Annotated in this window: 24 protein-coding genes, 1 tRNA gene and 1 pseudogene; 18 read left to right on the top strand and 8 right to left on the bottom strand. The window is 66.0% G+C overall.

What is annotated here, in order from left to right; genetic code table 11:
• Positions 1 to 259 precede the first annotated feature (259 nt).
• Both BJF89_RS16620 and BJF89_RS16615 read left to right on the top strand, forming a co-directional pair.
• The gene (locus BJF89_RS16620) at positions 260 to 1,729 is read left to right on the top strand and encodes a metallophosphoesterase (protein ID WP_075816184.1); all 1,470 of its coding nucleotides are present in this window, start codon (positions 260 to 262) and stop codon (positions 1,727 to 1,729) included.
• Positions 1,719 to 1,994 carry a hypothetical protein gene (locus tag BJF89_RS16615; RefSeq protein ID WP_075816183.1) on the top strand — a complete coding sequence of 92 codons (276 nt, stop codon included), beginning with the start codon at positions 1,719 to 1,721 and terminating at the stop codon, positions 1,992 to 1,994. The genes BJF89_RS16620 and BJF89_RS16615 overlap by 11 nt, the downstream gene beginning before the upstream one ends.
• A gap of 88 nt (positions 1,995 to 2,082) precedes the next feature.
• Here the strand turns inward: BJF89_RS16615 and BJF89_RS16610 are convergent, their stop codons facing one another.
• Positions 2,083 to 2,274 (bottom strand): hypothetical protein, encoded by a 192-nt coding sequence (locus tag BJF89_RS16610; RefSeq protein WP_075816182.1) that lies wholly within the window; start codon positions 2,272 to 2,274, stop codon positions 2,083 to 2,085.
• A 250-nt stretch (positions 2,275 to 2,524) separates the two neighbouring features.
• Here BJF89_RS16610 and BJF89_RS16605 point away from each other — a divergent pair, with 250 nt between their 5' ends.
• From BJF89_RS16605 to BJF89_RS16595, 3 genes are read left to right on the top strand one after another with little or no spacing between them, the layout of a single operon-like run.
• Entirely contained in the window at positions 2,525 to 2,764 is a 240-nt protein-coding gene (locus BJF89_RS16605; protein ID WP_075816181.1) for a hypothetical protein, read from the top strand.
• Positions 2,757 to 2,939 carry a hypothetical protein gene (locus BJF89_RS16600; protein WP_075816180.1) on the top strand — a complete coding sequence of 61 codons (183 nt, stop codon included), beginning with the start codon at positions 2,757 to 2,759 and terminating at the stop codon, positions 2,937 to 2,939. Before BJF89_RS16605 ends, BJF89_RS16600 begins: the two co-directional genes overlap by 8 nt.
• 27 nt (positions 2,940 to 2,966) lie before the next feature.
• On the top strand, positions 2,967 to 3,257 hold the full coding sequence (locus BJF89_RS16595; RefSeq protein ID WP_075816179.1) for a helix-turn-helix domain-containing protein: 291 nt from the start codon (positions 2,967 to 2,969) through the stop codon (positions 3,255 to 3,257).
• A gap of 276 nt (positions 3,258 to 3,533) precedes the next feature.
• Here BJF89_RS16595 and BJF89_RS16590 read toward each other — a convergent pair whose 3' ends face one another.
• Positions 3,534 to 3,845, bottom strand: coding sequence for a hypothetical protein (locus tag BJF89_RS16590; RefSeq protein WP_075816178.1), 312 nt, complete (start codon positions 3,843 to 3,845; stop codon positions 3,534 to 3,536).
• Between the two features lie 346 nt (positions 3,846 to 4,191).
• On the opposite strand from BJF89_RS16590, the gene BJF89_RS16585 reads away from it, so the two are divergent.
• Together BJF89_RS16585 and BJF89_RS16580 are read left to right on the top strand one after the other, a co-directional pair.
• Positions 4,192 to 4,905 carry a helix-turn-helix domain-containing protein gene (locus tag BJF89_RS16585; protein WP_075816177.1) on the top strand — a complete coding sequence of 238 codons (714 nt, stop codon included), beginning with the start codon at positions 4,192 to 4,194 and terminating at the stop codon, positions 4,903 to 4,905.
• 209 nt (positions 4,906 to 5,114) lie between these two features.
• Positions 5,115 to 6,125 (top strand): hypothetical protein, encoded by a 1,011-nt coding sequence (locus BJF89_RS16580; protein WP_139312140.1) that lies wholly within the window; start codon positions 5,115 to 5,117, stop codon positions 6,123 to 6,125.
• Positions 6,126 to 6,171: 46 nt separating this feature from the next.
• Here BJF89_RS16580 and BJF89_RS18955 read toward each other — a convergent pair whose 3' ends face one another.
• On the bottom strand, positions 6,172 to 6,330 hold the full coding sequence (locus BJF89_RS18955) for a hypothetical protein (RefSeq protein ID WP_158026093.1): 159 nt from the start codon (positions 6,328 to 6,330) through the stop codon (positions 6,172 to 6,174).
• Between the two features lie 645 nt (positions 6,331 to 6,975).
• A tRNA-Leu gene (locus BJF89_RS16570) sits at positions 6,976 to 7,058 on the bottom strand.
• Positions 7,059 to 7,328: 270 nt separating this feature from the next.
• Between BJF89_RS16570 and BJF89_RS16565 the strand changes: the two genes are divergently transcribed.
• The 8 genes from BJF89_RS16565 (at position 7,329) to pknB (ending at position 16,993) form a co-directional block, all read left to right on the top strand.
• Positions 7,329 to 8,330 (top strand): DUF3662 and FHA domain-containing protein, encoded by a 1,002-nt coding sequence (locus BJF89_RS16565; protein ID WP_075816174.1) that lies wholly within the window; start codon positions 7,329 to 7,331, stop codon positions 8,328 to 8,330.
• 85 nt (positions 8,331 to 8,415) lie between these two features.
• Positions 8,416 to 8,910 (top strand): FHA domain-containing protein, encoded by a 495-nt coding sequence (locus tag BJF89_RS16560; protein ID WP_075816173.1) that lies wholly within the window; start codon positions 8,416 to 8,418, stop codon positions 8,908 to 8,910.
• Entirely contained in the window at positions 8,907 to 9,884 is a 978-nt protein-coding gene (locus tag BJF89_RS20095) for a PP2C family serine/threonine-protein phosphatase (protein WP_369803758.1), read from the top strand. The genes BJF89_RS16560 and BJF89_RS20095 overlap by 4 nt, the downstream gene beginning before the upstream one ends.
• On the top strand, positions 9,779 to 10,504 hold the full coding sequence (locus BJF89_RS20090) for a hypothetical protein (RefSeq protein WP_255372730.1): 726 nt from the start codon (positions 9,779 to 9,781) through the stop codon (positions 10,502 to 10,504). The genes BJF89_RS20095 and BJF89_RS20090 overlap by 106 nt, the downstream gene beginning before the upstream one ends.
• A gap of 1 nt (position 10,505) precedes the next feature.
• Positions 10,506 to 11,912 (top strand): FtsW/RodA/SpoVE family cell cycle protein, encoded by a 1,407-nt coding sequence (locus BJF89_RS16550; protein ID WP_083650989.1) that lies wholly within the window; start codon positions 10,506 to 10,508, stop codon positions 11,910 to 11,912.
• A complete protein-coding gene (locus tag BJF89_RS16545; protein WP_075816172.1) occupies positions 11,909 to 13,363 on the top strand; it encodes a penicillin-binding transpeptidase domain-containing protein in 1,455 nt (484 codons plus the stop codon). Before BJF89_RS16550 ends, BJF89_RS16545 begins: the two co-directional genes overlap by 4 nt.
• A 23-nt stretch (positions 13,364 to 13,386) precedes the next feature.
• Positions 13,387 to 14,958, top strand: coding sequence for a serine/threonine-protein kinase (locus BJF89_RS16540; RefSeq protein ID WP_369803757.1), 1,572 nt, complete (start codon positions 13,387 to 13,389; stop codon positions 14,956 to 14,958).
• Positions 14,959 to 15,055: 97 nt separating this feature from the next.
• Complete coding sequence (pknB, locus tag BJF89_RS16535) at positions 15,056 to 16,993, top strand: Stk1 family PASTA domain-containing Ser/Thr kinase (RefSeq protein WP_075816171.1); 1,938 nt, start codon at positions 15,056 to 15,058, stop codon at positions 16,991 to 16,993.
• A 9-nt stretch (positions 16,994 to 17,002) separates the two neighbouring features.
• Here the strand turns inward: pknB and BJF89_RS16530 are convergent, their stop codons facing one another.
• Positions 17,003 to 17,680, bottom strand: coding sequence for an aminodeoxychorismate/anthranilate synthase component II (locus BJF89_RS16530; protein ID WP_075816170.1), 678 nt, complete (start codon positions 17,678 to 17,680; stop codon positions 17,003 to 17,005).
• A gap of 91 nt (positions 17,681 to 17,771) precedes the next feature.
• Between BJF89_RS16530 and crgA the strand changes: the two genes are divergently transcribed.
• Entirely contained in the window at positions 17,772 to 18,056 is a 285-nt protein-coding gene (crgA, locus tag BJF89_RS16525; protein WP_075816169.1) for a cell division protein CrgA, read from the top strand.
• On the opposite strand, the gene BJF89_RS16520 is transcribed toward crgA, so the two are convergent.
• Both BJF89_RS16520 and BJF89_RS16515 read right to left on the bottom strand, forming a co-directional pair.
• Positions 18,019 to 18,498, bottom strand: a complete 480-nt coding sequence (locus tag BJF89_RS16520) for a rhomboid family intramembrane serine protease (protein WP_255372714.1) — start codon at positions 18,496 to 18,498, stop codon at positions 18,019 to 18,021. The genes crgA and BJF89_RS16520 overlap by 38 nt on opposite strands.
• Before the next feature lie 137 nt (positions 18,499 to 18,635).
• Positions 18,636 to 19,169, bottom strand: a complete 534-nt coding sequence (locus BJF89_RS16515; protein WP_075816167.1) for a peptidylprolyl isomerase — start codon at positions 19,167 to 19,169, stop codon at positions 18,636 to 18,638.
• A 217-nt stretch (positions 19,170 to 19,386) separates the two neighbouring features.
• Between BJF89_RS16515 and BJF89_RS16510 the strand changes: the two genes are divergently transcribed.
• Complete coding sequence (locus tag BJF89_RS16510) at positions 19,387 to 21,039, top strand: hypothetical protein (protein WP_075816166.1); 1,653 nt, start codon at positions 19,387 to 19,389, stop codon at positions 21,037 to 21,039.
• A gap of 24 nt (positions 21,040 to 21,063) precedes the next feature.
• Here BJF89_RS16510 and BJF89_RS18950 read toward each other — a convergent pair whose 3' ends face one another.
• On the bottom strand, positions 21,064 to 21,219 hold the full coding sequence (locus BJF89_RS18950; protein ID WP_158026092.1) for a hypothetical protein: 156 nt from the start codon (positions 21,217 to 21,219) through the stop codon (positions 21,064 to 21,066).
• A gap of 40 nt (positions 21,220 to 21,259) precedes the next feature.
• Between BJF89_RS18950 and BJF89_RS19790 the strand changes: the two are divergent.
• Positions 21,260 to 21,979, top strand: a pseudogene (locus BJF89_RS19790) (flavin-containing monooxygenase); the annotation flags it as partial.
• Positions 21,980 to 22,611 lie beyond the last annotated feature (632 nt).

Genomic DNA, 22,611 nt, shown 5'->3' with positions numbered 1-22,611 from the left:
GACGTTCCCCGTGAGATTGTGATCACGCGCTGAGGGAGGCGAACCTCCGATAGCCGCGAGGGCTCGGTGATGAGTTTGGTAGTGGAGGAACTGCTCGTACTCCGCCTCACGCAATGATTCGCTGAGGTAGGGGCGGTGGCTTTGCCCGACAATTCTGACACCGCGCACCCTGCGCAGAAGTGGACACAAGTTTCTAGCCAACCCGCTCCCGCCGGTGCTATCGTCACGCTCCCACAACACCACCGAGGACACACCCGCCGTGCTCAACCCTGACACCGTCGACAACCATGACCCCGTCACCCCCGACCCCAACCTCATCGCCTTCATCGGCGACATCCACCGCAAAGACATCGCGCTGGAAACCACCGTCGCCCTCGCCCTCGAAGCCGGGGCCACCACCATCATCCAATGCGGCGACTACTGGCTCTACGGCGACGAAGTCCCACCACAGCCACCGGGGCACCCCGACATGGCGCAGAAGGCACAAACCGCTATCGAGCAAGCCTGCCACGACACCGGTATCCCCACCGACCTGGTCGACGTCCGCTTCATCGACGGCAACCACGACAACCCCAACCTCCTGAACCCGGACACACCCCACCCAATACGCATCAGTGACAACGTCACCTACATGCCCCGCGGCACCCGCGCCCGCCTCGCCGGGGTGGAGATCCTGTTCCTCGGCGGAGCATCCTCCATCGACAAGCAGTGGCGCACCGAAGGACTCAACTGGTGGCCCGCAGAGAACATCACCGAATCCCAGGCCGACCGAGCCATCGCCGCAGCGACTGATCCTGACCAACCGCCGGTGGACATCCTGGTCACCCACGAAACCACCACCGAAGCCTTCACCGCCCTGGCCCACGGCAGCGAGCACGCCCAAGACAAAGCCGGTGAACCCGCCGGCGAGACCAACCGCGCTCACCTCACCGGCGTCCGCGACGCCGCGAGCCCACGAGTACATGTTCACGGCCACCACCACACCCGCTTCGCCGCCCCAGTCGCCGGTGTACTGGACATCAGCCTGAACAAGGAGACCCGTGACGGCTCGGTGGCCATCCTCGACACCACCGACTGGAGCTGGACGATAGCGGTGGAGCGGTTCACCTACACCTACCCCAACGATGACCTGACCCAGGTCCCCACAAGCCACCGCCATGTCGAGTACCAGGGACTGTTCGAATGGGACACCATCGAACTCCCCGCCCCTGAGGTGAACCTCGAGGGCTACGCCGGGCAGGTAGACCCGAGCACCGTCGAGTCGATCACCGCGCACCGCATGACGCTGCAAAGAATCCGTGGCAGGGGCTATCGGCTGGGCGAGGGCAGAAAAGCCGTAGCACGCAACGAAATCACCGCCGCGGCGAAACACCTCACCGCCGGCAAACCGGAGGCAGAACCGGACCCCGAACACACTGAGACCGCCGAACAACTGACCCGTTGGATCGCCACCGAAGACATCGACACCCTGACGACCCACCTTCTGGACCCACGCCCCGCCTTCTACATCTACCGCCACCTCAGCCCCATCATCGAACTGTGGGGCACCGAGGAAGCCCGCCTGTGGGCCGCGCACACCGCCGTCAACCACCCCGCCGGCACACCACACCTTCCCGATTCCCATGATTCCGACGACATTGCCGAGACCCCGGCAGAACAATTCGCCCGGTTCGCCGACGAGTTCGTCACCGAACACGCCGACCTCATGAACCGGCTGCGTGACGCCTAGAACGTGCCATGTCGACTACCAGCGACTATTCAAGTGGGACACCATCGAACTCCCCACCCGCGAAGTGGAGCTCGAGGACTACGACGGCGCAGTCGGGCAGGAGACCGTCGAGTCGATCACCGCGCACCACATGACGCTGCAACAAGTCACCGGGCGCGAACACAGCTCCGGACTACCGTACCGCCTCGCCACCAGGCGCATCGCACGCACCGACACCCCCGAAGGCGCCAACGCCTCTGCCCGTGACAAGGCCGCCGAGCGATGACCCCTGGTCCTGACAGAACTCAGGCTGCGCAGAAGCCAACTCACCACCGGGATGTGTCGAGTTCTGCGCAGCCGGCCATGAGCCTGCCCTACGCCTGAGGATCCAACCGTTGAAGCAGTTGCTCGAGTTCCTCACGGGTCATCGGCCGCTTCGGCGCAGGCATCAACTCCTGCATCCTGCGATAGGTGACCCCACCATTCAGGTCCACCAGGCTGCCGACACCGGTCACCAGCGCCCGGCGCCTCCCCGCCGACGGGGTCGAGCCCGTGCGCGAAGCCATCCACTCTCCTGCCGTCTGTCCTTCTGAAGTACCCCCACCCTACAAGTGCTTGCCGGGGATTCACCCCGGCCGTTGCGCCCCTTCGGCTTCACAGTGCCGGAACCTTCACTGTCAGGCTGCGCAGAACATGACACACCCCGCCCCACCTGCGCAGAAGTCGGCTCAGAATCTTGAGAATGACGTCCCACCACCGCTACAGTCGATCTCTTCACCCTTCCACGGGATGGAGTCACCAGGAAGGCACACCCCCATGCCCAACCATCACCCCGACCACGACACCGCCCCTGGCACCAACAGCGACACCGAGGGCCCGAACTCGGAGGCTGCCATCGCCGCCGCCTACGCCGCCATGGCCGCCGAGACCGAGATCCACCTGAGCTACGAACACGCCCGCCGCCGGCGGCAACAGCACGCCCACCACTACATCCGCCTCTACAGCCAGGATGAACCCGACACCCAACTCCCACCACAAGACCCCCACCATGAATGACCGTCTCGACCACCGAGCCTTCAGCCCCACCGACCGGTTCGAGCACATCTGCGAAGTCTGCGGCATCGACGCCACCGTGTGGTGGGCGATAGCGATGGACAAGCTCCCCCTCGACGACCTGACACCCGACCAACTGAAAACCATCGCCCGCATCCGCAACGAAGTCCCCGACTAACCACACACGCAGAAAAGAACACACCCCGTGAACAACCCCGTCACCAGGACCACCAGCGTATGGGACGCCCTCGCCGACACACCGGCAGAGGCCGAGAACCTCCGAATACGCTCAGCACTGCTGTCCTCAATCAACGACCGCATCGCCGAAAAACGGTGGGACGCCGACACCACCGCCGGCACACTCGGGGTGACCCAACCTCGCCTGGCCGAACTGTCCGCAGCGCGCCTTGACAGGTTCACCCTCGACGACCTGGTGAGCATCGGCATCACCGTCGGGATCCACCTGGAGGTCACCCACGACAGGGCGCAGGGCTAAACACCTGGCGTCCTCCGCCCTGCTGCAGCCGCAGGTGGGGCACGATGTCGACCAGCGCGCTGAGAGTAAGCACTCACCCAAGAGCACCTGGGCCACCTGAACTGGGACATTCTCGTGGGAACCTGGCTGGGGCTGCGGATCCTCACCCGGGTGCGCGATATGTGGGAGTCGGTCTCCCCGAAACTCAACAGCACCCCGGGACTGTGGGGACACCGCAGAAAGTAGAGGACCCCCAGAATGACCGACACGGCTCTCACCAGACCACTAGGCGCACACCTACCTCTCGCCAGACATTTTCACCTCGACGATCCCGTCACCACCATCGCGAACCATCCATCCACCCGACCGCCCCACAGCGTTCAGGGCGACCCGCATGCACGTGCACGCGTCAATGAGCGCAGCCAACCGGTCACCAGCGTTCGAGTTCAGCGTCCAGACCACCTCCAGGGCACTGACCGTCGCCTGGTAGTCAGCCTCAACTCCCTGGTCATACAGCTCATCAAGAACCCGATCCAGGAACTGGTCGACACTTCCAGCAGCGTGACCGTCCTCGGCGAGATGCTGTTCGATATGGATGACGTGGTTCATAGCCTCAATCCTTCCACCAACGGACCGACCATGGGCCCCGCGAGGGATCCCCACGGGTGCCGGATCTCTTCTAGTTCCTGTGCGCGGGTCCCGTCACCCTCGACGGCACACAAAAGGCAGTCATCGTAGGCGGTCATTCGGCACCAGCGGTACGTAGCTCACCCTCGCCGTTCTGCCGTGAAAAGGCACAGGCCGGTAGGTGTCCGTGACCCGAGGGAACGACCCGCCAAAAGTTCAGCAATCAGAAGATCGCAGTCTGCCAAAGCTGCGGAAACAACTGGACAGTCAAGTAGCCACCCCGCCAAGATGTGAACACTTCTATTGCGCCACCGCTACACTTGTGCGCATGGAGCTGACCACCCATGAGGCCGCGGCACGTCTGGACGTCTCCCAGGCTCGGGTCCGGGCCCTAATCAACTCCGGCGAGCTCACCGCCCGACATGTCAGCACCTTCTGGCTCATCGACGCCGCCAGCGTCGAGCACCAACGGGGCCTCACCTCTGCCGGAGCTAATAGCCGGGCGATGTCCCCGCGGGCCGCCTGGGCCGCCGCGGACCTCGCCGACGGTGGACCCGGGGCCTGGCTCAGCGCCACGGAACGCTCCCGACTGCGCCGCCGACTCTCGTCGGCCACCGAGGTCGATGTTGTCCGCCGCTGGATGAGCAGACGCGCCAGCAGCATCCACCACTACAAGGTAGGGCCACAGGACCTGACGGCCTTGCTCACCGACAGCAGGGTCGTTCGTACCGGGATCAGCGCGGTGGAGAGCTACCACCTCGGACTCGGCACCGGAGGCGACGCGGACGTCTACGTCAGAAGTGAGAACCTCGTGCAGCTCGTCAGAGGATACGTCCTGCTGCCCAGTAGCCGAGGCAACCTGACGGTGCGTGTGGATGATGTCGGTCTCTATCGTGCCGCTGCCCGCACGGTTGATGATCGGCTCGTGGTGCCCCGCCTGGTTGCCGGCGCCGACCTGGCCGACGACACCGACGCCCGGACCCGCAGCGCCGGACGCCGGTTACTTGCTCAGGTACTGACCGATCAGGAATGGGAGAAGTGAACAGAAGGCTATCGAGGATGTCCACACGTCACTAGGCTCTGTTGCGTGCTTTCGAAAAGCGCAGTGAAGCAAGGACGAGACAGGCGGTGGAGTCAACACCCGACGGTTTGCCGTCGGCCCTTGCCCTAGTCTGGAGGCTGCGGCCGTGAGGCTGGGTGGGCGCGGCGGCACCCCACGCACCTCCCCCGTCGGGCGGGTAACGTCATTGGGTGAGTAACGATCGTAGTTGTATTGCGAAGCGATACGTAGACAAAGGAGTCATGGTGAGGGTAAAAGTTCAGGACTGCACATTGGAGTCGGATGACTCAAGGGGAATCCTCACCCTTAGTCACAATCTGCTCGCCGGGTCAAAAGAAAAGCGTCGTCTAAGTCCAGTCGAATTACCGTATGCGGCTGTAGAAGGTTACTTCTCCAAGGGCACTATGGCGCGTGTTTTTATTTTGCAGATCGGCCCCATGGATGTGGCGCACCCTGGCCCCAAGTACTCGATTCATGACCTCTACTCTTTTACTGCGTCCGGTCAACACGCCGGTAAGGTGCGAGATATTCTGGATAATGTTATCGAAGCTGGTCGCGAGATGACGTTGCCTGAGGGGTGGGAACCGGTTCCGCAGCTGCAGGCCGGGGTTGATATTGCATCCCGCAAAGGCGATAAGGGTTTTGACCTTCAGTTGGAGCGGGCGAAGAGTGAGGAAGCCCTGCACAAGAAGGAATCGAAGAAGGAGCAGCGGGAGAAGAACCTGGAGGAAAGCCGACAGCGCACCAAGGAGAGTCTAGCTAAAGCGAAGCAGGAGACTGCCGATGCCAGGAAGGACATCAAACGGGCACACTCGGACCTGTTTCGTCAGGGTGCGGGCCTTGCACGGCTTCCGGATGACTTGAGCAGTAAGGATGTCGTGGTGGAGTTCGGTGACATTTTCGTCACGGCGGACTCTATTTGGTATGACGGTGAGATCTATCCCAGGTCCGGGGCGAAAGCGACGATTGATACGGGCGCGGCGGCGCGCAACCGTGTCAGTGGGGGTCGTGTGCTCGGTGGTGCTCTATTGTTTGGCGCTGCAGGTGCGATTGTGGGTAGTTCGGCGAAGAAGGATGAGGGGCTGTTGTTTATGACGGTAGAGCTTCCGGATGGAGGCTCGATGATCACGAGCGCTAGCGCTAGGAAGCATCAGGAAGCGACCCGTTTTGTCCGTGAGGTCAATCGTCGGGCCCGTGACTAGTCATGGGTCACCTCTACCGCCGTACACCCTTGTAGTGGACCAGGGTTCACTCCTGGTCGTTGTCCAACCCGTCCATGAATCCCGGCAGCGAAGCGAGGACGAGACAGACAGTGGGGTTCAAAGTCCGGACACCGGAGGGACGTCGGTGGCCGATCTTCATCGTGGGCTGGGGTGGGCCGCGATCAAACGAAGTTTGGGTGGGCATCGCGGCACCCCAGGGTCAAGTCCTTTTGAGTGGTGTATCCGCCAGCGGCTAACTCTACTGCGCGCGCCTCAGCTTCCCAGGCAGCGGAAACCGGCTGACCCGCCATACGCTTGTTTCCGACCACCTCATCGGCGACGCAGCCACGCAGGCGTTCGGCATGCTCAGCCTCAGAGAGTCTCCCCCAGGCTGCAATATCCTCACTGAGCCCTTTCGACAGCATGACAACCTCCTCACTGATGGACTCTTCCTCATCAAAAGGTCCCTGGACCGCAGCTACCGGCAACCCCTGATCACAAAATCCCCACCGCCCCACGAATCAAGTGGCCGCGATACTCCGCACTCGGCGCGGAGCCCGAGGTCTTCCACCGGCGCTCCAGAACAGCACCCACACCACAACACACAATGTGAGCGCCAGCAACGGTGGGCATAGAGACGGTGGACTCCCGGGGCACAGAGAGTTCATGACCGACCCCACCGAAAACCCTCGGGGAATCCGCCCCGTCCACCGCTGTTCGGGACTTCGCCACGCAACTCCCCCGACTGAGATTCTCAGCCGTCACGTCACCCAGACAACGAAAAACCGGAGGTCACAAACCCTTTCGAGTTTGTGACCTCCGGCCGGTTCAATTCGTGAACCGCTCACTGTGGGCGAAGGGGGACTTGAACCCCCACGTCCCGAAGGACACTGGCACCTGAAGCCAGCGCGTCTGCCATTCCGCCACTCGCCCGTGGCATCGATACGTATCGACGTGGGTTGCTTCTGCAACGGAGAGCAACATTATCACCGTCACCCACCACACACAAAGTCACAGGCCACGCCGGTATTCAGACCCTCTCCCCGCCACACACCCGGCGAGCTGCACCCACTTCACAGCTGCAGTCCGTATAGTGGGCCGACAACGTGTGCCGTCTCCGGTCCAGCACCCCGCCGGACCAGCACCCCGATGAAGGCAACCGGCCCTACGGGACGAGAGAACGAAAGGTGAGGCGTAACCACCATGGACCTCTTCGGTCGCTTCCGTAAGCTCGACAGCTCCCTGCAGCGCGGGTTGGACAACGGCTTCGCGCGCGTCTTCGGCGGCGAGGTCGTCCCCGCCGAAATCGACGAACTGCTGAAGCAGGAGGTCGAGGACACCCTCATGGAGGACCACAGCGGCACCGTCTACGCCCCCTCCTCCTACCGCGTCCACGTCTCCGAACACGACCACACCGCCCTGCTCGAGAAGCGCCCCGACCTCGCCAACGAACTCCGCGGCCGGCTCCAACGCTTCATCCGCAACGAAGGATGGGACAGCCACCATCCCGTCGCCGTGGAGATCGTGAAGGACGACGGCCTGCACACCGGGCAGCTCAAGGCCCGCTCCTCCTTCGAGAAGACCGAGCAGCCCGAACCGCACTGGCCGCGCAGCGAACCGGATTCCGGGCGCAGTTCCGTCGCCCACTCCTACGACGCCGACGAGCCCTCCCCCGGTGCCGACCCGAATCCTCTCGTCGGGCTGGCGCGTCCGTCCCAGTCCCCGCAGGCCGCCCAGGCAGCGCAGCAGGACCACCCAGGTACGCAGGACCAGCAGCCTGAACAGGACCCCGACCTCGGCGAGCCGTTGCAGAGCTACCCCGGCACCGAGGTGATCTCGCACAACGCCCAGGCCCCGGCGAACAACGCCGACGAGGCTACCGGTGCCGCGAACGCCGCCGCCGGCGAACAGGTCCCCCAGACCACCGTGACCCTCTACCTCCAGGACGGCTCGGCCCGCAGCTTCCTGCTGCAGCACGGCACGAACGTCATCGGCCGCGGTAATGCGGTCGACTTCCGCCTGCCGGACACCGGCGTCTCCCGTCAGCACGCCGAGATCACCTGGGACGGGTACGACGCCGTGCTGACCGACCTGAAGTCCACGAACGGCACCACCGTCAACGAGATTCCGGTGGACAGCTGGCTGCTCGCCGACGGCGACGTCATCACCATCGGGCACAGCGAGATCGACGTTCGTTTCAGCTGACGGGGCCTCCGGAAGGTAGATTCAGCCGGTAGGATCAAACGTTGACCGACCGGTCAACCCACCGGCACGAAGGAGATGACCCCGAATGCAGACGACTCTGGTGCTGCTCGCCAAGATCGCCCTGCTCGTCGTGCTGTGGCTGTTCGTCTGGGTGGCCGTCCGCGCCATGCGTAAGGACGTGAACGCCATGGCAGCCACAGCAGGTGCTGCGCCTGCCTCCGGCCCGTCCACGGGCGCCGCGTCCGGCCCGAAACCGTCGGGCGGCCGCGGATTCCGTCGTGCCACTCCCCCGGGCTCGTTGACGTTGACGTCCGGCCCACTGACCGGGACAACACTCAATCTGCAGGGCTACCAGGACGTGACCCTGGGCCGCTCCGGGTCCTGCACCATCGTCCTGGAGGACGACTTCGCCTCCGGAACCCACGCCCGGCTGTTCCAGCAGTCCGGCACCTGGCTGCTCGAGGACCTCGACTCACGTAACGGTTCCTTCCTCAACGGCCAGCGCATCGACCAGCCCGAACAGCTCTCCGCAGGTCAGGAGATCCGCATCGGCCAGACCACGGTGAGGTTGGAAGCATGACAGAGACCACCGCCACGCCCCTCGCCCTGAACTACGCGGCCCTGTCCGACCGCGGCCTGGTGCGCTCCAACAACGAGGACTCCGCCGTCGCCTCGCCCCACCTGTTGGCCCTCGCCGACGGCATGGGCGGTCACGCCGCAGGCGAAGTCGCCTCCGAGCTGATGATCACCTCGCTCTACGTTCTGGAGAACACCCTGTCCCAGGGCGTCGAACCGTCCGGCGAGCGCCTGCTCACGATGCTCGCCGAGGCCATGGACGACGGCAACCGTGCCATCGCCGCCCACGTCGACGACAACCCCACCCAGGAGGGCATGGGCTGCACGTTGACCACCATGCTCTTCGACGGGGCGTCGCTGGGTGTCTGCCATGTCGGCGACTCGCGCGGCTACCTGCTGCGCGACGGCACCCTCACCCAGATCACCAAGGACGACACCTTCGTGCAGTCCCTGGTGGACGAGGGAAAGCTCGCCCCCGAGGACGTCAGCAGCCACCCGCAGCGTTCGCTGATCCTCAAGGCCCTCACCGGTCGCCCGGTCGAGCCCACGCTGTCGCTGCGTGAGGCGCAGCCCGGCGACCGTTACCTGCTGTGCTCGGACGGTCTGTCCGACCCGGTCAGCTTCGACACCATCCGTGACGTCCTGGCCACCGGCACCCCGGAGGAGGCCGGCTCACAGCTGATCAACCTGGCCCTGCGCGGCGGCGGTCCCGACAACGTCACCGTGGTCGTGGCCGATGTCGTCGACCCGGCGACCCTGCCGGAGGGCGCCGTCCTGCCCACCGCCCCCGCCCTGGCCGGGGCGGTGAACACCACGCCCCGGAACTGCCCCGTCCGAACACCTCCGCGGGCCGTGCCTCAGCGGTCAACATCGTGCAGCGCCCCCGTGCCGCGCAGCCGGAACCCGGTGCCGAGTCCCCGTCGCCGGACCCGGACGCCGAGGAGCCCGAACCGAAGAAGCGTCGCCGCAAGGGGCTGATCATCACTCTCGCCGCCGCCCTCGTGCTCATCGTCGCCGCCGGTGCGACGATCTGGTACGTCCGCGACTCCCTCAGCCAGTCCTATTTCATCGCGGTCGCCGACAGCGGCGCCGCAGCAACCACCACGGTCTCGACACCCCCGGTGACCGGCGGGGCAGGCACCTCGACGGCCGCACCGGCCGTCCCGTCGGCACCCGCGGTCCCGTCCGACGCCCCGGTCTCCTCGGAGGCCCGACCGGCCCCGTCGACCACGGCGGCAGCCGCCGAGTCCGGCTCGCCGATCCAGATCTACCAGGGAGCCCCGGGCAGCATCCTGGGCATCTCGACGCAGTCGGTCTACCAGGAGGTCTGCCTCTCCGATGACGCGGACGTCCGGCTGCTTCCCGCCGACAGTGACGACGACTGCCACCGTTTCTCCACCGCCGACCTGACCCCGGCGGCCCGGGGCACACTCGACAACCTCCCGCGTGACTCCTACGACGAGATCCAGGGGCAGATCCGTCGTCTCGCCGAACAGACCCTGCCGGTCTGTGTCACCCGCGACACCGGAGGAGGCTCGCGTGGCGGGGAGCCCTCCGACCTGACGACACCCGGGGTGTCGTGCCGGGAGGTGAACTGACGTGTTCCGTGACGCCCACGCCCGCGGCACCGAACTGGCGCTGTTGGTCTTCTCCGCCGTCATCCTCGGCATCGCGCTGATCGCCCTGCAGTTCTCGCAGGGCAATGAGCTCAACTCCGAGGTCGCCGTCCTCGTCGGCGGCTACATCGCCATCTTCGGCGTGGCCCATGTGGTGATGTGTCTGAAGGCCCCCAACGCCGACCAGATCCTGCTGCCGGTCGCCGCGATGCTCAACGCCATCGGTCTGGTGATGATCTACCGGATCGACCTGGCCGCGGAGACCACCCGGTCCAACTCACAGGTGATGTGGACGGTGATCGCGCTGGTCATCTTCGCCGCGGTCATCTGGTTCCTGAAGTCGCACAACAGCCTGCAGAACTACGCGTTCCTGCTCGGTCTCGGCGGTCTGATCCTATCCGCCCTGCCGATCGTGTGGCCGACCTCGATCAACGCCGACGCCAAGGTCTGGATCTCCCTCGGCCCGGTCTCCATCCAGCCCGGCGAGTTCGCCAAGATCATGCTGCTGATCTTCTTCGCCGCCCTGCTGGTCAACAAGCGCGCCCTGTTCTCCGTGGCCGGCTACCGCGTGCTGGGGCTGCAGTTCCCCCGCCTGCGCGACCTGGGACCCATCCTGCTCGTCTGGGGTCTGGCGATCCTCATCTCGATCTTCCAGAACGACTTCGGCCCTGCCCTGCTGCTCTTCGGCACGGTGCTGGGCATGCTCTACATGGCCACCGGACGATCGTCCTGGCTGGTCGTCGGACTCGGGCTGGCCGTCATCGGCGCCTGGGGGGTCTTCCAGATCTCCGACAAGATCCAGGACCGGTTCACCAACTTCATCGACCCGCTGGCCACCTACGAGGAAGGGACCGGCTACCAGCTGTCCCAGGCCCTGTTCGGCATGTCCTTCGGTGGGCTGACCGGGACAGGACTCGGCGAGGGCTACCCGCAGAACGTGCCGGTCGCCTACGCCGACTTCATCATGTCCTCCATCGGTGAGGAACTGGGGTTCGTGGGGCTGGCGGCCGTGCTCATGCTGTTCGCGGTGTTCGTGACCCGTGGCTTCATCATCGCGTTGAAGACCCCGGACTCCTTTGGCAAGCTCGTCGCCGCCGGCCTGTCGCTGACCCTGGCGATCCAGGTGTTCGTGGTCACCGGTGGTGTGTCCAAACTGCTGCCCATGACCGGTCTGACCACCCCCTTCATGTCCCACGGCGGGTCCAGTCTGCTGGCGAACTACATCCTGCTGGCGATCCTGCTGAAGATCTCCCATGACGTGAACACCCGCAAGGCCGCACAGCAGCAGACCACGGACGCCGATGCCCGGTACGCCGACCCGCAGACATCCGTCCACCCGGTCGTCAACGACCAGAACGTCAGCCAGAACGCCAGGGAGGCCCGCTCATGAACAGGTCCATCCGCAACGTCTCGGTCTTCACGTTCGTGCTGGTCGTGATCCTCCTGGTCAACCTCACATGGATCCAGGGGTTCCAGACCTCCCGCTACGCGGAGAATTCACTGAACTCCCGTCAGTACTACGAGATGAAGTCGATCCCGCGTGGGCAGATCTCCGCCGGCGGCCAGGTGCTCGCCGAGTCCCAGGCGGACGAGGACGGCTTCTACACCCGCGACTACCCGACCACCCCCGCCTCCTACGGTGCCGTGTTGGGTTACCTCTCCGACCGCTACGGCGCCTCCGGCATCGAGGCGTCGCAGAACTCCATCCTCGACGGGACGGACGACTCACTCTTCGCCACCCGCGCCTGGGACACCCTCACCGGTAAGGAGCGCCGCGGGGCGAACGTGGAACTCACGCTGCAGCCCAACGTGCAGCAGGTCGCGTACGACGAGCTGTCGTCGCGCGGCTACTCGGGGTCCGTCGTGGCCCTCCGCCCGTCCACCGGCGAGGTGCTGGCGATGGCCTCGACCCCCAGCTTCGACCCGTCCGTCGTCAGCAGCACCGACTCCGCCACCGCGGACGCCGCCTTCGAGGAGCTCCAGGCGAGCCCGGACGCCCCGCTGCTGAACCGCTCGACCCAGCAGACCCAGCCCCCCGGATCCACGTTCAAGCTGATCACCACGGCGGCCGCCCTGGCCGCGGGCGACAACGCCGACACCATGGTCAACGGCGAGTCGCAGATCACGCTGCCGGACACCACGACCACCCTGGAGAATTACGACGGGACGTCCTGCGGCGCCCCCGAGGTGCCGCTGCGCACGGCGTTCTCGAAGTCCTGCAACACCTCCTTCGTCGACCTGGTGAACCGCCACGGCGAGGAGTCCTTCCGTGCCACCGCCGAAGCCTTCGGCATCGGTGCGGAGGACGACGAGGACTTCGGCCTTCCGATCCAGAACTCCACCATCGGTGACATCCCGGACTCCGCGGCGCTGAGCCAGTCCGCGATCGGCCAGCGCGACGTGGCGCTGACCCCGCTGCAGAACGCGGTCATCGCCGCGACGATCGCCAACGACGGCGTGCGCATGAAGCCGCACATCATCAAGCAGGTCACCGGCTCCGATCTCAACGTGATCCAGGAGACCCGGCCCAAGGAAGCCGGACGCGCCATCGACTCCGAGGTCGCCTCGCAGCTCACCGAGCTGATGCAGGGCGCCGAGGAGTACGCCGGCGGGTCGTCGGACATCGCCTCGAAGACCGGTACCGCCGAGCACGGCGAGGACTCCCGCAACTCCAACCCGCACGCCTGGTACGTGGCCTTCGGCCCCGCCGAGGACGCCGACGTGGCCGTCGCCGTGCTGGTGGAGAACGGTGGCGACGCCGGACAGGCCGCCACCGGTGGTTCCGTCGCCGGGCCCATCGGACGGGCAGTCATCAATGCAGCACTCCAAGAAGCCCAGTAAGTCCAGGAAGCGAGGTGACAGACGTGACCGGTCCCGACGATCCCGACAACCCCAGTGACCCCGACGGCACCCGTGTCTTCAGCACCCCCGAAGAGCACTCCGGCCCCGTGGATCCCGAACACATGACCCCACGCGACCGGGCGGCCGCCGACCGCCTCCAGCGCGTCCTCGACACCCACTACGACTCCGCCGCCGGGCGGCGGTTCGAGGTGTCCCGCATCATCGGCCGTGGCGGCATGTCCACCGTCTGGCTGGCCTTCGACACCATCGGCGAGCGGGACGTGGCCGTCAAGGTGCTCAAACCCGAACTCACCGATGACGCGGAGTTCCGCGACCGCTTCCGCCAGGAGGCAGAGGCCGCGGAGACCATCCAGTCCGAGAACGTGGTGCGCACCTTCGACTACGGCGAGCAGGCCGACGTCGACGGCAGTGGCATCGCCTACTGCTTCATCGTCATGGAGTACGTCCAGGGCGAGTCGCTGGCCGACATCCTCGGCCGGCAACGCACCCTGCCGGAGGTGATGGTCCTCGACCTCATCGCCCAGGCCGCCGTCGGCCTGCAGGCCATCCATGAACGTCAGCTGATCCACCGCGACATCAAGCCCGGCAACCTCATGGTCACCGCCGACGGCGTCGTGAAGATCACCGACTTCGGTATCGCCAAGGCCGCCTCCGCCGTGCCACTGACCCGCACGGGCATGGTCGTCGGCACCGCGCAGTACGTGTCCCCGGAACAGGCGCAGGGGCTGTCCATCCGCCCGTCCAGCGACGTCTACTCGCTCGGCGTCGTCGGCTATGAGGTCCTCGTCGGTGAACGGCCGTTCTCCGGGGACTCCACGGTCTCGGTGGCGCTGAAGCACATCAACGAACCCGCACCCGAGCTCCCCGACACCATCAGCGCGCCGATGCGCCAGCTGATCGCGGTCTGTCTGCGCAAGGACCCCGTCCGCCGCTACCAGGACGGTGCGGAGCTCGCCGCGGCCACCGTTCCGGTGCGCGACGGTCAGATGCCCCCGGATCCGGCGAACGGGGTGCAGCCGGCCGCCGCCGCGGTTGCCGCAGCCGCCGCCCAGTCCCCGACGGGCCAGAGCCGGCTCAGTGAGGTCACCGACGAGGCGAACATGGGGCCGGCACCCCGGACCCGCGGGGGCCGAGGCTGGATCTGGGCGCTGGGCATCGGCCTCGTCGCACTCCTCGGCGTCCTGGTGTGGTTCCTCACCCAGGGTGACGACGACGGCGCGGTGGCACCGACGGAGACGACCACGGTCACCAGTGAGGTCACCGAAGAGCAGACCGTCGTCCCCGAGCCGATCGAGACCGAGGACCCCGTCGAGACCCCGACGGACGACAACACCCCCACCGAGACCGTCCCGTCAGAGACTCCGACGGATGGTCCGACGGACACGACGAACCCGTCGCAACCGACCCAGACCACGGCTCCGGAGCCCGAGGTGCCGACGGAGGAGCCGTCGATCCCGGACACCTCTGACCAGGCATCCCAGGAACAACCGAATCCCAGTGGTAACGCCGGGACCACCGGCGACGGTGACTCCGGGGACGAGGAGTCCGGCTGGAGCGTCATGGGGCCTCTGTGACGGGTGTTATTCGCACCAGGAGCCGAGACATCGGTAGTCTCCTGAAGAAGGAGTGTTCGCGGCGTCACCTGCGCCAGAACGTGAGGAAGGGAGCAGCATGGACCTGAGCAATACCCGGCTCGGCGGTCGGTACCTCCTGGGGCCCATTATCGGGACCGGAGGTATGTCCGACGTCTATGCGGCGACCGATGAACTACTCGGACGCGACATCGCGGTGAAGATGATGCGGGCGGATCTCGCCCGCGACGACACCTTCCTGGAACGCTTCCGCCGTGAGGCGAAGAACGCCGCGAAACTGAACCACCACGCGATCGTCGCCGTCTACGACACCGGCCAGACTGACGAGGCCCACGGCTCCGTGCCGTACATCGTGATGGAGCGGGTCCACGGGCAGACGCTGCGCGACATCGTGCGCGACTCCGGCCCGTTCCCCCTCGACGAGGCGTCCCGCGTGATGGCGGAGGTGTGTCGGGCCCTGGGCTTCTCCCACGAGGCGGGCATCATCCACCGCGACATCAAACCCGCGAACATCATGATCACCAACACCGGTGCGGTGAAGGTGATGGACTTCGGCATCGCCCGTGCGCTGTCGGACACCAGCTCAGCGATGACGCAGACCGCTGCCGTCATCGGTACCGCCCAGTACCTCTCCCCGGAGCAGGCCCGCGGCAAGTCCGCCGAGGCGCGTTCCGACATCTACGCCGCCGGGTGTGTCTTCTACGAGATCACCACCGGCCAACCCCCGTTCTCAGGCGAGTCCCCCTTCTCCGTGGCTTTCCAGCACGTGCAGGAGACCCCGCTCCCACCGTCACAGGTCCAGGGCATGAACCTTGACCCGGATCCGGCGCTCGCCCTGGATGCGGTCACGCTGACGGCCATGGCGAAGGACCCGTCCGACCGCTACGACTCCAGCGCGGACATGGCGGCGGACCTGCAACGCATGGCCGAGGGACGAATGCCCCTCGCGGCGCAGGCCTACACGGATGAACCCGTGCACGAGGCCACGACAACGCACATGCCGGCTGCCGCGCCGGTGGCGGCTGCTACCCCCGCCCCGGAGCCTGCCCCTGAGGCACCCCGCAAGGAGAAGAAGCCCCGCCGCGGCTGGGTCGTGGCGCTGTGGATCATCGCCATCCTGGCTCTTGTCGGCGGCGGCACCGCCGTCGCCTGGAACTGGTTCGGCGGCGACGACACCGAACAAGCCAGCGAGCAGAAACAGATCCCCGACGTTTCCGGGCAGCCCCGGGACGAGGCGATGAGCACCCTCGAGGACGCCGGCTTCGACGTCACCGTCGAGGACCGCGCGGATGCCGAGGTACCTCGCGACGAGACCATCCGTACCGACCCTGAAGCCGGGTCATCAGTCCCGTCCGGTTCCCAGGTGACACTGCTGGTGTCCTCCGGACAGGAGGTCACCGACGTCCCCGACCTGACCGGCATGACGACCCAACAGGCACAGCAGGCGTTGCAGGACGCCGGTCTGCGCCTGCGGTCGAATGTTTCCGAACAGTCCAGTGACAGTGTCGACGAGGGCCACATCATCGAACAGACCCACCCCTCGGGTTCGCAGGTCTCCAAGGGCACCGAGGTCGGCATCACCGTCTCGACCGGGCCTGAGGACATCCGCGTGCCGCGCGTCACCGGCCAGTCCCGCGACGATGCCGTGCAGAACCTCGAGGACGCCGGATTCGAGGTCGACGTCTCCATGGTCGACTCCTCCGAGGACGAGAACCGGGTACTGTCCGCCTCCAACGAGGGCACCACCCAGCCACGGGGCACGACCATCACGATCGAGGTCTCCCGCGGCAACCAGTTCACCATGCCGCAGCTCGTCGGCAAGGACTACGACGAGGTCTACAGCACCCTGCAGCAGGCCGGCTGGCGCGGTGGCCCCGACCGGGTGACCCGCACGAACGTGAACCAGCTCGATCCTCTCGCCGTCGACCGGGTGGTCGGACAGTCCGCCCGGGAGGGGGAGACGATCGACCGGAACGCCCCGATCACCGTGCGGGTCAACGCCCTGGGGATTCCGTGACCGGCTAGGTCAGCTCCCCACCGCGGCAGTCGCCCCTGCGAGGGTCGCGGCGTGACGTTCCGCGAGGCGGGTGAGTTCCGCCTCGTCGACGGGCCGTCCTGCGTCGGCGAGCCAGTTGGCCAGAATGCGGTGGCCGTTGCCCGTCATCACAGACTCGGGGTGGAACTGGACCGAGTGCAACGGGAGGGACTCATGACGCATCGCCATGATCATCCCGGAGGCGACCCGACCGATGACGACGAGCTCCGCCGGGACAGTCGCCGGATCAACCGTCAGGGAGTGGTACCGGGCGACAGTGAACGGACTGGAGATTCCGGCGAGAACACCCGTGCCGTCGTGTGTGACGGGGCTGGTCTTACCGTGGAAGATTTCGTCGGCGCGGACCACGTCGGCACCGAAATGCTGTGCGAGGGCCTGGTGCCCGAGACAGACGCCCAGCAGCGGGACGCGGCGGGCAGCGCAGTGCGCGATGACGTCGAGAGTGCGTCCCGCAGATGAGGGGTCACCCGGACCCGGGGAAACGAGCACCGCGTCAAAGGGTTCCAGTGCGCCGACCAGGTCTTCGCCCGTGGAGCCGAGCTCCACGGCGTCATTACGCCACACCGTGCAGTCCTCGCCGAGTTCCCCGAGGTACTGCACGAGGTTGTAGACGAAACTGTCGTAGTTGTCGATGACGAGGATGCGCATAACGCACATCCTATCCCGTAGCGGAAACAGCAGTTCGTGCTGGTAGGGTTGGTTCAGTTCGAACACGTCACCATGTCAGTGAGGGATATACATGCCGAAGTCTCGGATCTCCGATTCGCCGGAGGACAACTCCGCCACCTCCGTCGGCGCATCCGCCGCCGACCGCCGCACACCGGTCAAGCTCAACGCGACCGGCACGCCGCGCTGGTACATCGTGCTCATGCTCGGCCTCATGGTGCTGGGCCTGGCCTGGCTGGTCGTGAACTACATCGCCGGGCCGAACATCCCGTTCATGGCGGACCTGAACGCCTGGAACTACCTGATCGGCTTCGGGCTGTTCATCGTGGGTCTGTTGATGACCATGGGGTGGAAGTAGCACGTCCCCGACGGGTCGCGGTCAGCACCACGGCGATCAGCGCCCCGGCGGCGAGTCCGCCGAGATGTCCCGGCAGGGACACGCCACCGGCCGTCACGGAATACAACAGGTTGACGACGATGAGCACCAGCGGTGCCCGGACGTCCGTCTTCCGCTCAAGGGAGAGACCGACGAGCATGGCGAACATGCCGTAGCCGATCGTCGATGCCCCACCGACGACACTGTCGGGCTGGAGCCACATCACGGCGAGGCCACCGCCGACGGCACAGAGGACCATGGACACAACCATGGTGAACGTCCCGTAGGCGCGTTCCAACTCCCGCCCGATCAGCCCGATGAGCAGCATGTTCATCAGGAGATGACCAGGATCGAGATGGACGAACGCGCCGGTGAGCAGACGCCACCACTGGCCCTCGCCGGTGATGGCGGCCGGGTCGACCATCAGGTCCCATGCCACCCCCGGTGCGGAGGCGGGCCGGGCCAGGCTTCCGCTGTCTATCCCGGTGACGACGTAGGCCAGCAGACAGGCCGCGATCAGACTCGCCGTGGCCGGGGCCCCGGCGAAGAAACGCCTGATGATCAGGCCACGTCCACGGACTCGATGACGACGTCCTCGTCGGGACGGTCCATCCGGTTGGTGGAGACGCGGGAGATCTTGGCGACGACCTTCTGGGACTCCTTGTCGGTGACCTCACCGAAGATGGTGTAGCCGCCGTTGAGGTGCGGGTGCGCACCGACGGTGATGAAGAACTGGGAGCCGTTGGTGTCGCGGCCGGCATTCGCCATGGCGACGAGGAAGGGACGGTCGAACTGCAGCTCCGGGTGGTTCTCGTTGGCGAACTCGTAGCCCGGGCCACCACGACCGGTGCCGGTCGGGTCGCCGCCCTGGACCATGAAGCCGTCGATGATGCGGTGGAAGATCGCGCCGTCGAAGAACGGGCCTTCCGTGCTGCCCGAGGCGTTCTCGGTGGTGTAAGGAGCCTTCTCCTTGTCGCCGGTGGCCAGGCCGACGAAGTTGTTCACGGTGGCCGGCGAGTGGTCACCGAAGAGGTCGATGGCGATGTCGCCGTAGTTGGTGTGCAGGGTCGCTGTCGCGGTTTTCTGAACAGTCATGGGGGCAAGGCTACCGGACAGCGGTCCGACACCCCTGATCGTCCGATTCCGACTACCCTCGGACACAGATTTGGTTATCGTTGGATGACGACCCATTTTGTGTCGACAGAAGAACCGTTAGTGAAGTGACAGACAACCGACCGACCCGCCGACTGCGCGGGTTCCCGCGGCTCCCCGCTGGTCGGCCGCCGAGAATGAGTAAGGAGACGCACGGTCCATGGACCCGAACACCGCATTCACCGCGTTACGTGCCGCACGGCAGGTCTCGTCGGCCCTCGGCGGCGGCAGCAAGCGCAGGAAGGGGGACGTCCGTGACGTCTCCGGTCTCTACGCCCTCCGGCCCACGGCCAGCAGCAAGGGAGCTTCACGGGACCTGTCCTCGGCACCGGGCCACCACCGGCTGATCGTGGAACAGCTCCTCGCCGAGGACCGGGCAGCCCGACCGCGGCCTTCCACGGCCCCCACGATGTCTGACAAAAGTACCGCCTCGAAAGGAAATACGGTGAGCAACGCCATCAAGAATGACACCACGCAGGGTCTCGACCAGGCCGTACAGGAGGCCGAGAATACTCTGGAGACCCTGAAGGACAGCAAGGCCGAGAAGCTCAGCAAGAAGGCGTCGAAGGCCACCAAGAAGGCCGACAAGATCTCCTCGAAGGCTGAAAAGCGTCGGGCCAAGGCCGACAAGACCCAGGCGAAGGCGCTGAAGCGCCAGCACAAGGTCGCCAAGAAGGCCGCCGGTAGGAACGAGAGCCCCCGCGACGTCGTGGAGAAACGACTCTCCGCTGTCACGTCTGCCGCCGGCGACCGCGCGTCCGCTCTGGCCGACCAGGTCCGCCACGCTCCGGACGCTGACCTCACCGACACTGTCACCCGGTGGGGCCGTACCGCTGCCGAGCGCGGTGGCGAGCTGTTCTCCCAGGCCCAGGAGCGCGGTACCGCTTTCCTGGAGTCCGACGCCGTCAGCGACGCCCTCGACGATGCCCGTGACCGTGCTTCGCAGGTCGGCAAGGCCGGCGCCGCCCTCGCCGCGACCGGCGTCGAGGCTGGCCGCAAGGCCGGTAAGGATGCCGGGAAGTCCGCCAAGAAGACGAAGAAGAACCTCAAGAAGAAGCACGGCAAGGACATCAAGGCCGCGAAGAAGAAGGCCGACAAGGTCAGCAGCTCCGCACGCAAGTCTCTCGAGAGCGCCTGGTCCCAGGCGTCCGAGGTCGCTTCCGAGGTCGGCGACACCGCCAAGAAGGAAGGCGCCAAGGGCAAGAAGAAGGCCGCCAAGCAGGCGAAGAAGGCCCGGAAGTTCGCCCAGAAGAATGCGAAGACCGCCAACAAGCAGCTGTCCCGCTCCCAGCGCAAGATCAAGAAGACCGCGACCAAGAAGGCCGAGAAGGTCCGCGCGAAGGAGCTGAAGAAGGCAGCGAAGGCGAACAAGAAGAAGCACACGGGACGCAACGTCCTGCTGCTCGCCATCATCGCCGCCGCCGTGGCTTTCGTCGCCCAGAAGGCCAAGGGCAGCGGTTCTGCCGCCGCTCCGGCGAAGTCCCCGCGCACCAACGGTTCGCCTGCGACCGGTGCCGCCGCGAAGCCGAAGGCAGCGGCAGCCAAGGCCGAGGAGAAGGCCGATGAGGTCGCCGACAAGGCCGGGGACAAGGCTGAGGCCGCCAAGGAGAAGGCTGCCGAGGTGAAGGACAAGGCTGCCGACAAGGCCGCTGAGGCCAAGGAGAAGCCCGCCGAGAAGTCCACCGGGAAGTCCACCGAGGCTAAGCAGGACGCCAAGAAGAACGCCCCCGGCGCACCCGGTGCGCCTGGCGCCCCGAAGGCTGCCGGCAATGCCGACGATCCCGAGGATGACGGCGGAAAGCACCGTCTCTAAGCTCCACTGACTAACCCCCGGGCCTCAGGTCCGGGGGTTCTTCTGTGCGCCGGTCTCCCGGACGACAACCCCTGGTTGTTTTTCCCGGCCCTGACCACCCCCACGTGTCCGTCCGACGCCGCGGGCTACGGCGAGGAAGGCCGGGACAGCGAGGACGGGTAACCGGGACAGTTTGGACATTTTGTTCCGGAGTCAATACCTACTCAGTACTGTGGCGACCATGAGCACCCCGAACGACACCACCACCGACCGCGTCCTCGACCTGTTGATCGTCGGCGCGGGGATCGCCGGCATCGACCTCGCCCACCACATCGTCTCGGAGTTCCCCGGCTGGAGCTGGGAGATCGTCGACTCGAACGACGACCTCGGCGGCACCTGGAACACCTTCACCTATCCCGGGATCCGTTCCGACTCCGACATGGCCAGCTTCGCGCTGCCCTACAAGCCCTGGCCGCACAAGGGCACCCTCGGCGACGGCGCACACATCAAGGAGTACCTGCGCGAGGCTGCTCAGGACGACGGGTTCCTGCAGCGTATCCGTTTGAACACCTGGGTCAAACGGATCAACTTCGTCACCACCGGTCCCGAGGCCGAGGCACACGGACCCCACTGGGAGGTCACGACCGTCCGCGCATGGCGACACGGACCCGATGACCGTCCGGACGCTGCCGATGATGCAACGGTCGAGACCGTCACCCGGACGCGACGGCTCCACATGGCGTGCGGTTACTACGACCACCGGGCGGGGTTCCAGCCCACCTTCGACGGCCAGGAAGATTACGAGGGTCAGCTGATCCATGCGCAGCAGTGGCACCCCGACGAGCAGGGGGACGTCGCAGGGCAGAAGATCGTGATCATCGGCTCCGGCGCCACTGCAGTGACCCTGCTTCCGGCACTGGCGGAGGACGGTGCGGATGTCACGATGCTGCAGCGCACCCCGACCTGGGTCGCCGCTCTGCCGCGCTTCGACACGATCTCCACGATCTGGACGACACTGATCCCGAACAAACGGCTCGCCCACAAGGTCGCCCGCGTCAACCACATCACCCGTGACATGGTCCAGTGGTACCTCGCCAAGGGCACGCCGTTCCTGTTCAGTGGCTTCCTGCATGCGTTGCAGTTGAGGTGGCTGACACCCGCACAGATCAAACGGGACTTCACGCCGCCCTACAAGCCCTGGGACCAGCGTGTATGCAAGGCGCCTGGCGGGGACATCTTCGCGGCGATCCGGGACAAGGGGGCGAAGGTCGTCACAGCGACGATCGACCGTCTCGTCCCGGAGGGGGTGCGGCTGTCGGACGGGACGGTGCTGGAGGCGGACACGGTGATCTCTGCGACGGGGCTGCAGCTGCAGTTGTTCGGCGGCGCGGAGGTCACCGTCGACGGCCGCGGTGTCGACCCGGCCGAGACCGTGGCCTACCGCGGCGTGCTGGTCTCCGCTCTACCCAACCTGAGCTTCACCGTCGGATACCTGAACCAGTCCTGGACGACCCGGGCGGACCTCACGGCCCGGTACCTGGTCCGGCTGTGGCACCACATGGTCAACCGCGGTGAGACTGTCGCGGCCCCGGT

Origin of the sequence: Corynebacterium sp. CNJ-954 (assembly GCF_001942345.1) — a bacterium.
Lineage (GTDB): Bacteria > Actinomycetota > Actinomycetes > Mycobacteriales > Mycobacteriaceae > Corynebacterium.
This window is presented reverse-complemented; position numbering and strand designations above follow the sequence as displayed.

What these genes read in the sequence shown, in the direction of transcription:
- BJF89_RS18950 (WP_158026092.1), bottom strand. Translation starts at nt 21,219, where the DNA reads ATGTCCAAACTGTCCCGGTTACCCGTCCTCGCTGTCCCGGCCTTCCTC.
- BJF89_RS16545 (WP_075816172.1), top strand. Translation starts at nt 11,909, where the DNA reads ATGAACAGGTCCATCCGCAACGTCTCGGTCTTCACGTTCGTGCTGGTC.
- BJF89_RS16600 (WP_075816180.1), top strand. Translation starts at nt 2,757, where the DNA reads ATGAATGACCGTCTCGACCACCGAGCCTTCAGCCCCACCGACCGGTTC.
- pknB (WP_075816171.1), top strand. Translation starts at nt 15,056, where the DNA reads ATGGACCTGAGCAATACCCGGCTCGGCGGTCGGTACCTCCTGGGGCCC.
- BJF89_RS16610 (WP_075816182.1), bottom strand. Translation starts at nt 2,274, where the DNA reads ATGGCTTCGCGCACGGGCTCGACCCCGTCGGCGGGGAGGCGCCGGGCG.
- BJF89_RS16520 (WP_255372714.1), bottom strand. Translation starts at nt 18,498, where the DNA reads ATGGTCGACCCGGCCGCCATCACCGGCGAGGGCCAGTGGTGGCGTCTG.
- BJF89_RS16530 (WP_075816170.1), bottom strand. Translation starts at nt 17,680, where the DNA reads ATGCGCATCCTCGTCATCGACAACTACGACAGTTTCGTCTACAACCTC.
- crgA (WP_075816169.1), top strand. Translation starts at nt 17,772, where the DNA reads ATGCCGAAGTCTCGGATCTCCGATTCGCCGGAGGACAACTCCGCCACC.
- BJF89_RS16565 (WP_075816174.1), top strand. Translation starts at nt 7,329, where the DNA reads ATGGACCTCTTCGGTCGCTTCCGTAAGCTCGACAGCTCCCTGCAGCGC.
- BJF89_RS18955 (WP_158026093.1), bottom strand. Translation starts at nt 6,330, where the DNA reads ATGCCCACCCAAACTTCGTTTGATCGCGGCCCACCCCAGCCCACGATG.
- BJF89_RS16560 (WP_075816173.1), top strand. Translation starts at nt 8,416, where the DNA reads ATGCAGACGACTCTGGTGCTGCTCGCCAAGATCGCCCTGCTCGTCGTG.
- BJF89_RS20095 (WP_369803758.1), top strand. Translation starts at nt 8,907, where the DNA reads ATGACAGAGACCACCGCCACGCCCCTCGCCCTGAACTACGCGGCCCTG.
- BJF89_RS16515 (WP_075816167.1), bottom strand. Translation starts at nt 19,169, where the DNA reads ATGACTGTTCAGAAAACCGCGACAGCGACCCTGCACACCAACTACGGC.
- BJF89_RS16605 (WP_075816181.1), top strand. Translation starts at nt 2,525, where the DNA reads ATGCCCAACCATCACCCCGACCACGACACCGCCCCTGGCACCAACAGC.
- BJF89_RS16590 (WP_075816178.1), bottom strand. Translation starts at nt 3,845, where the DNA reads ATGAACCACGTCATCCATATCGAACAGCATCTCGCCGAGGACGGTCAC.
- BJF89_RS16510 (WP_075816166.1), top strand. Translation starts at nt 19,387, where the DNA reads ATGGACCCGAACACCGCATTCACCGCGTTACGTGCCGCACGGCAGGTC.
- BJF89_RS16585 (WP_075816177.1), top strand. Translation starts at nt 4,192, where the DNA reads ATGGAGCTGACCACCCATGAGGCCGCGGCACGTCTGGACGTCTCCCAG.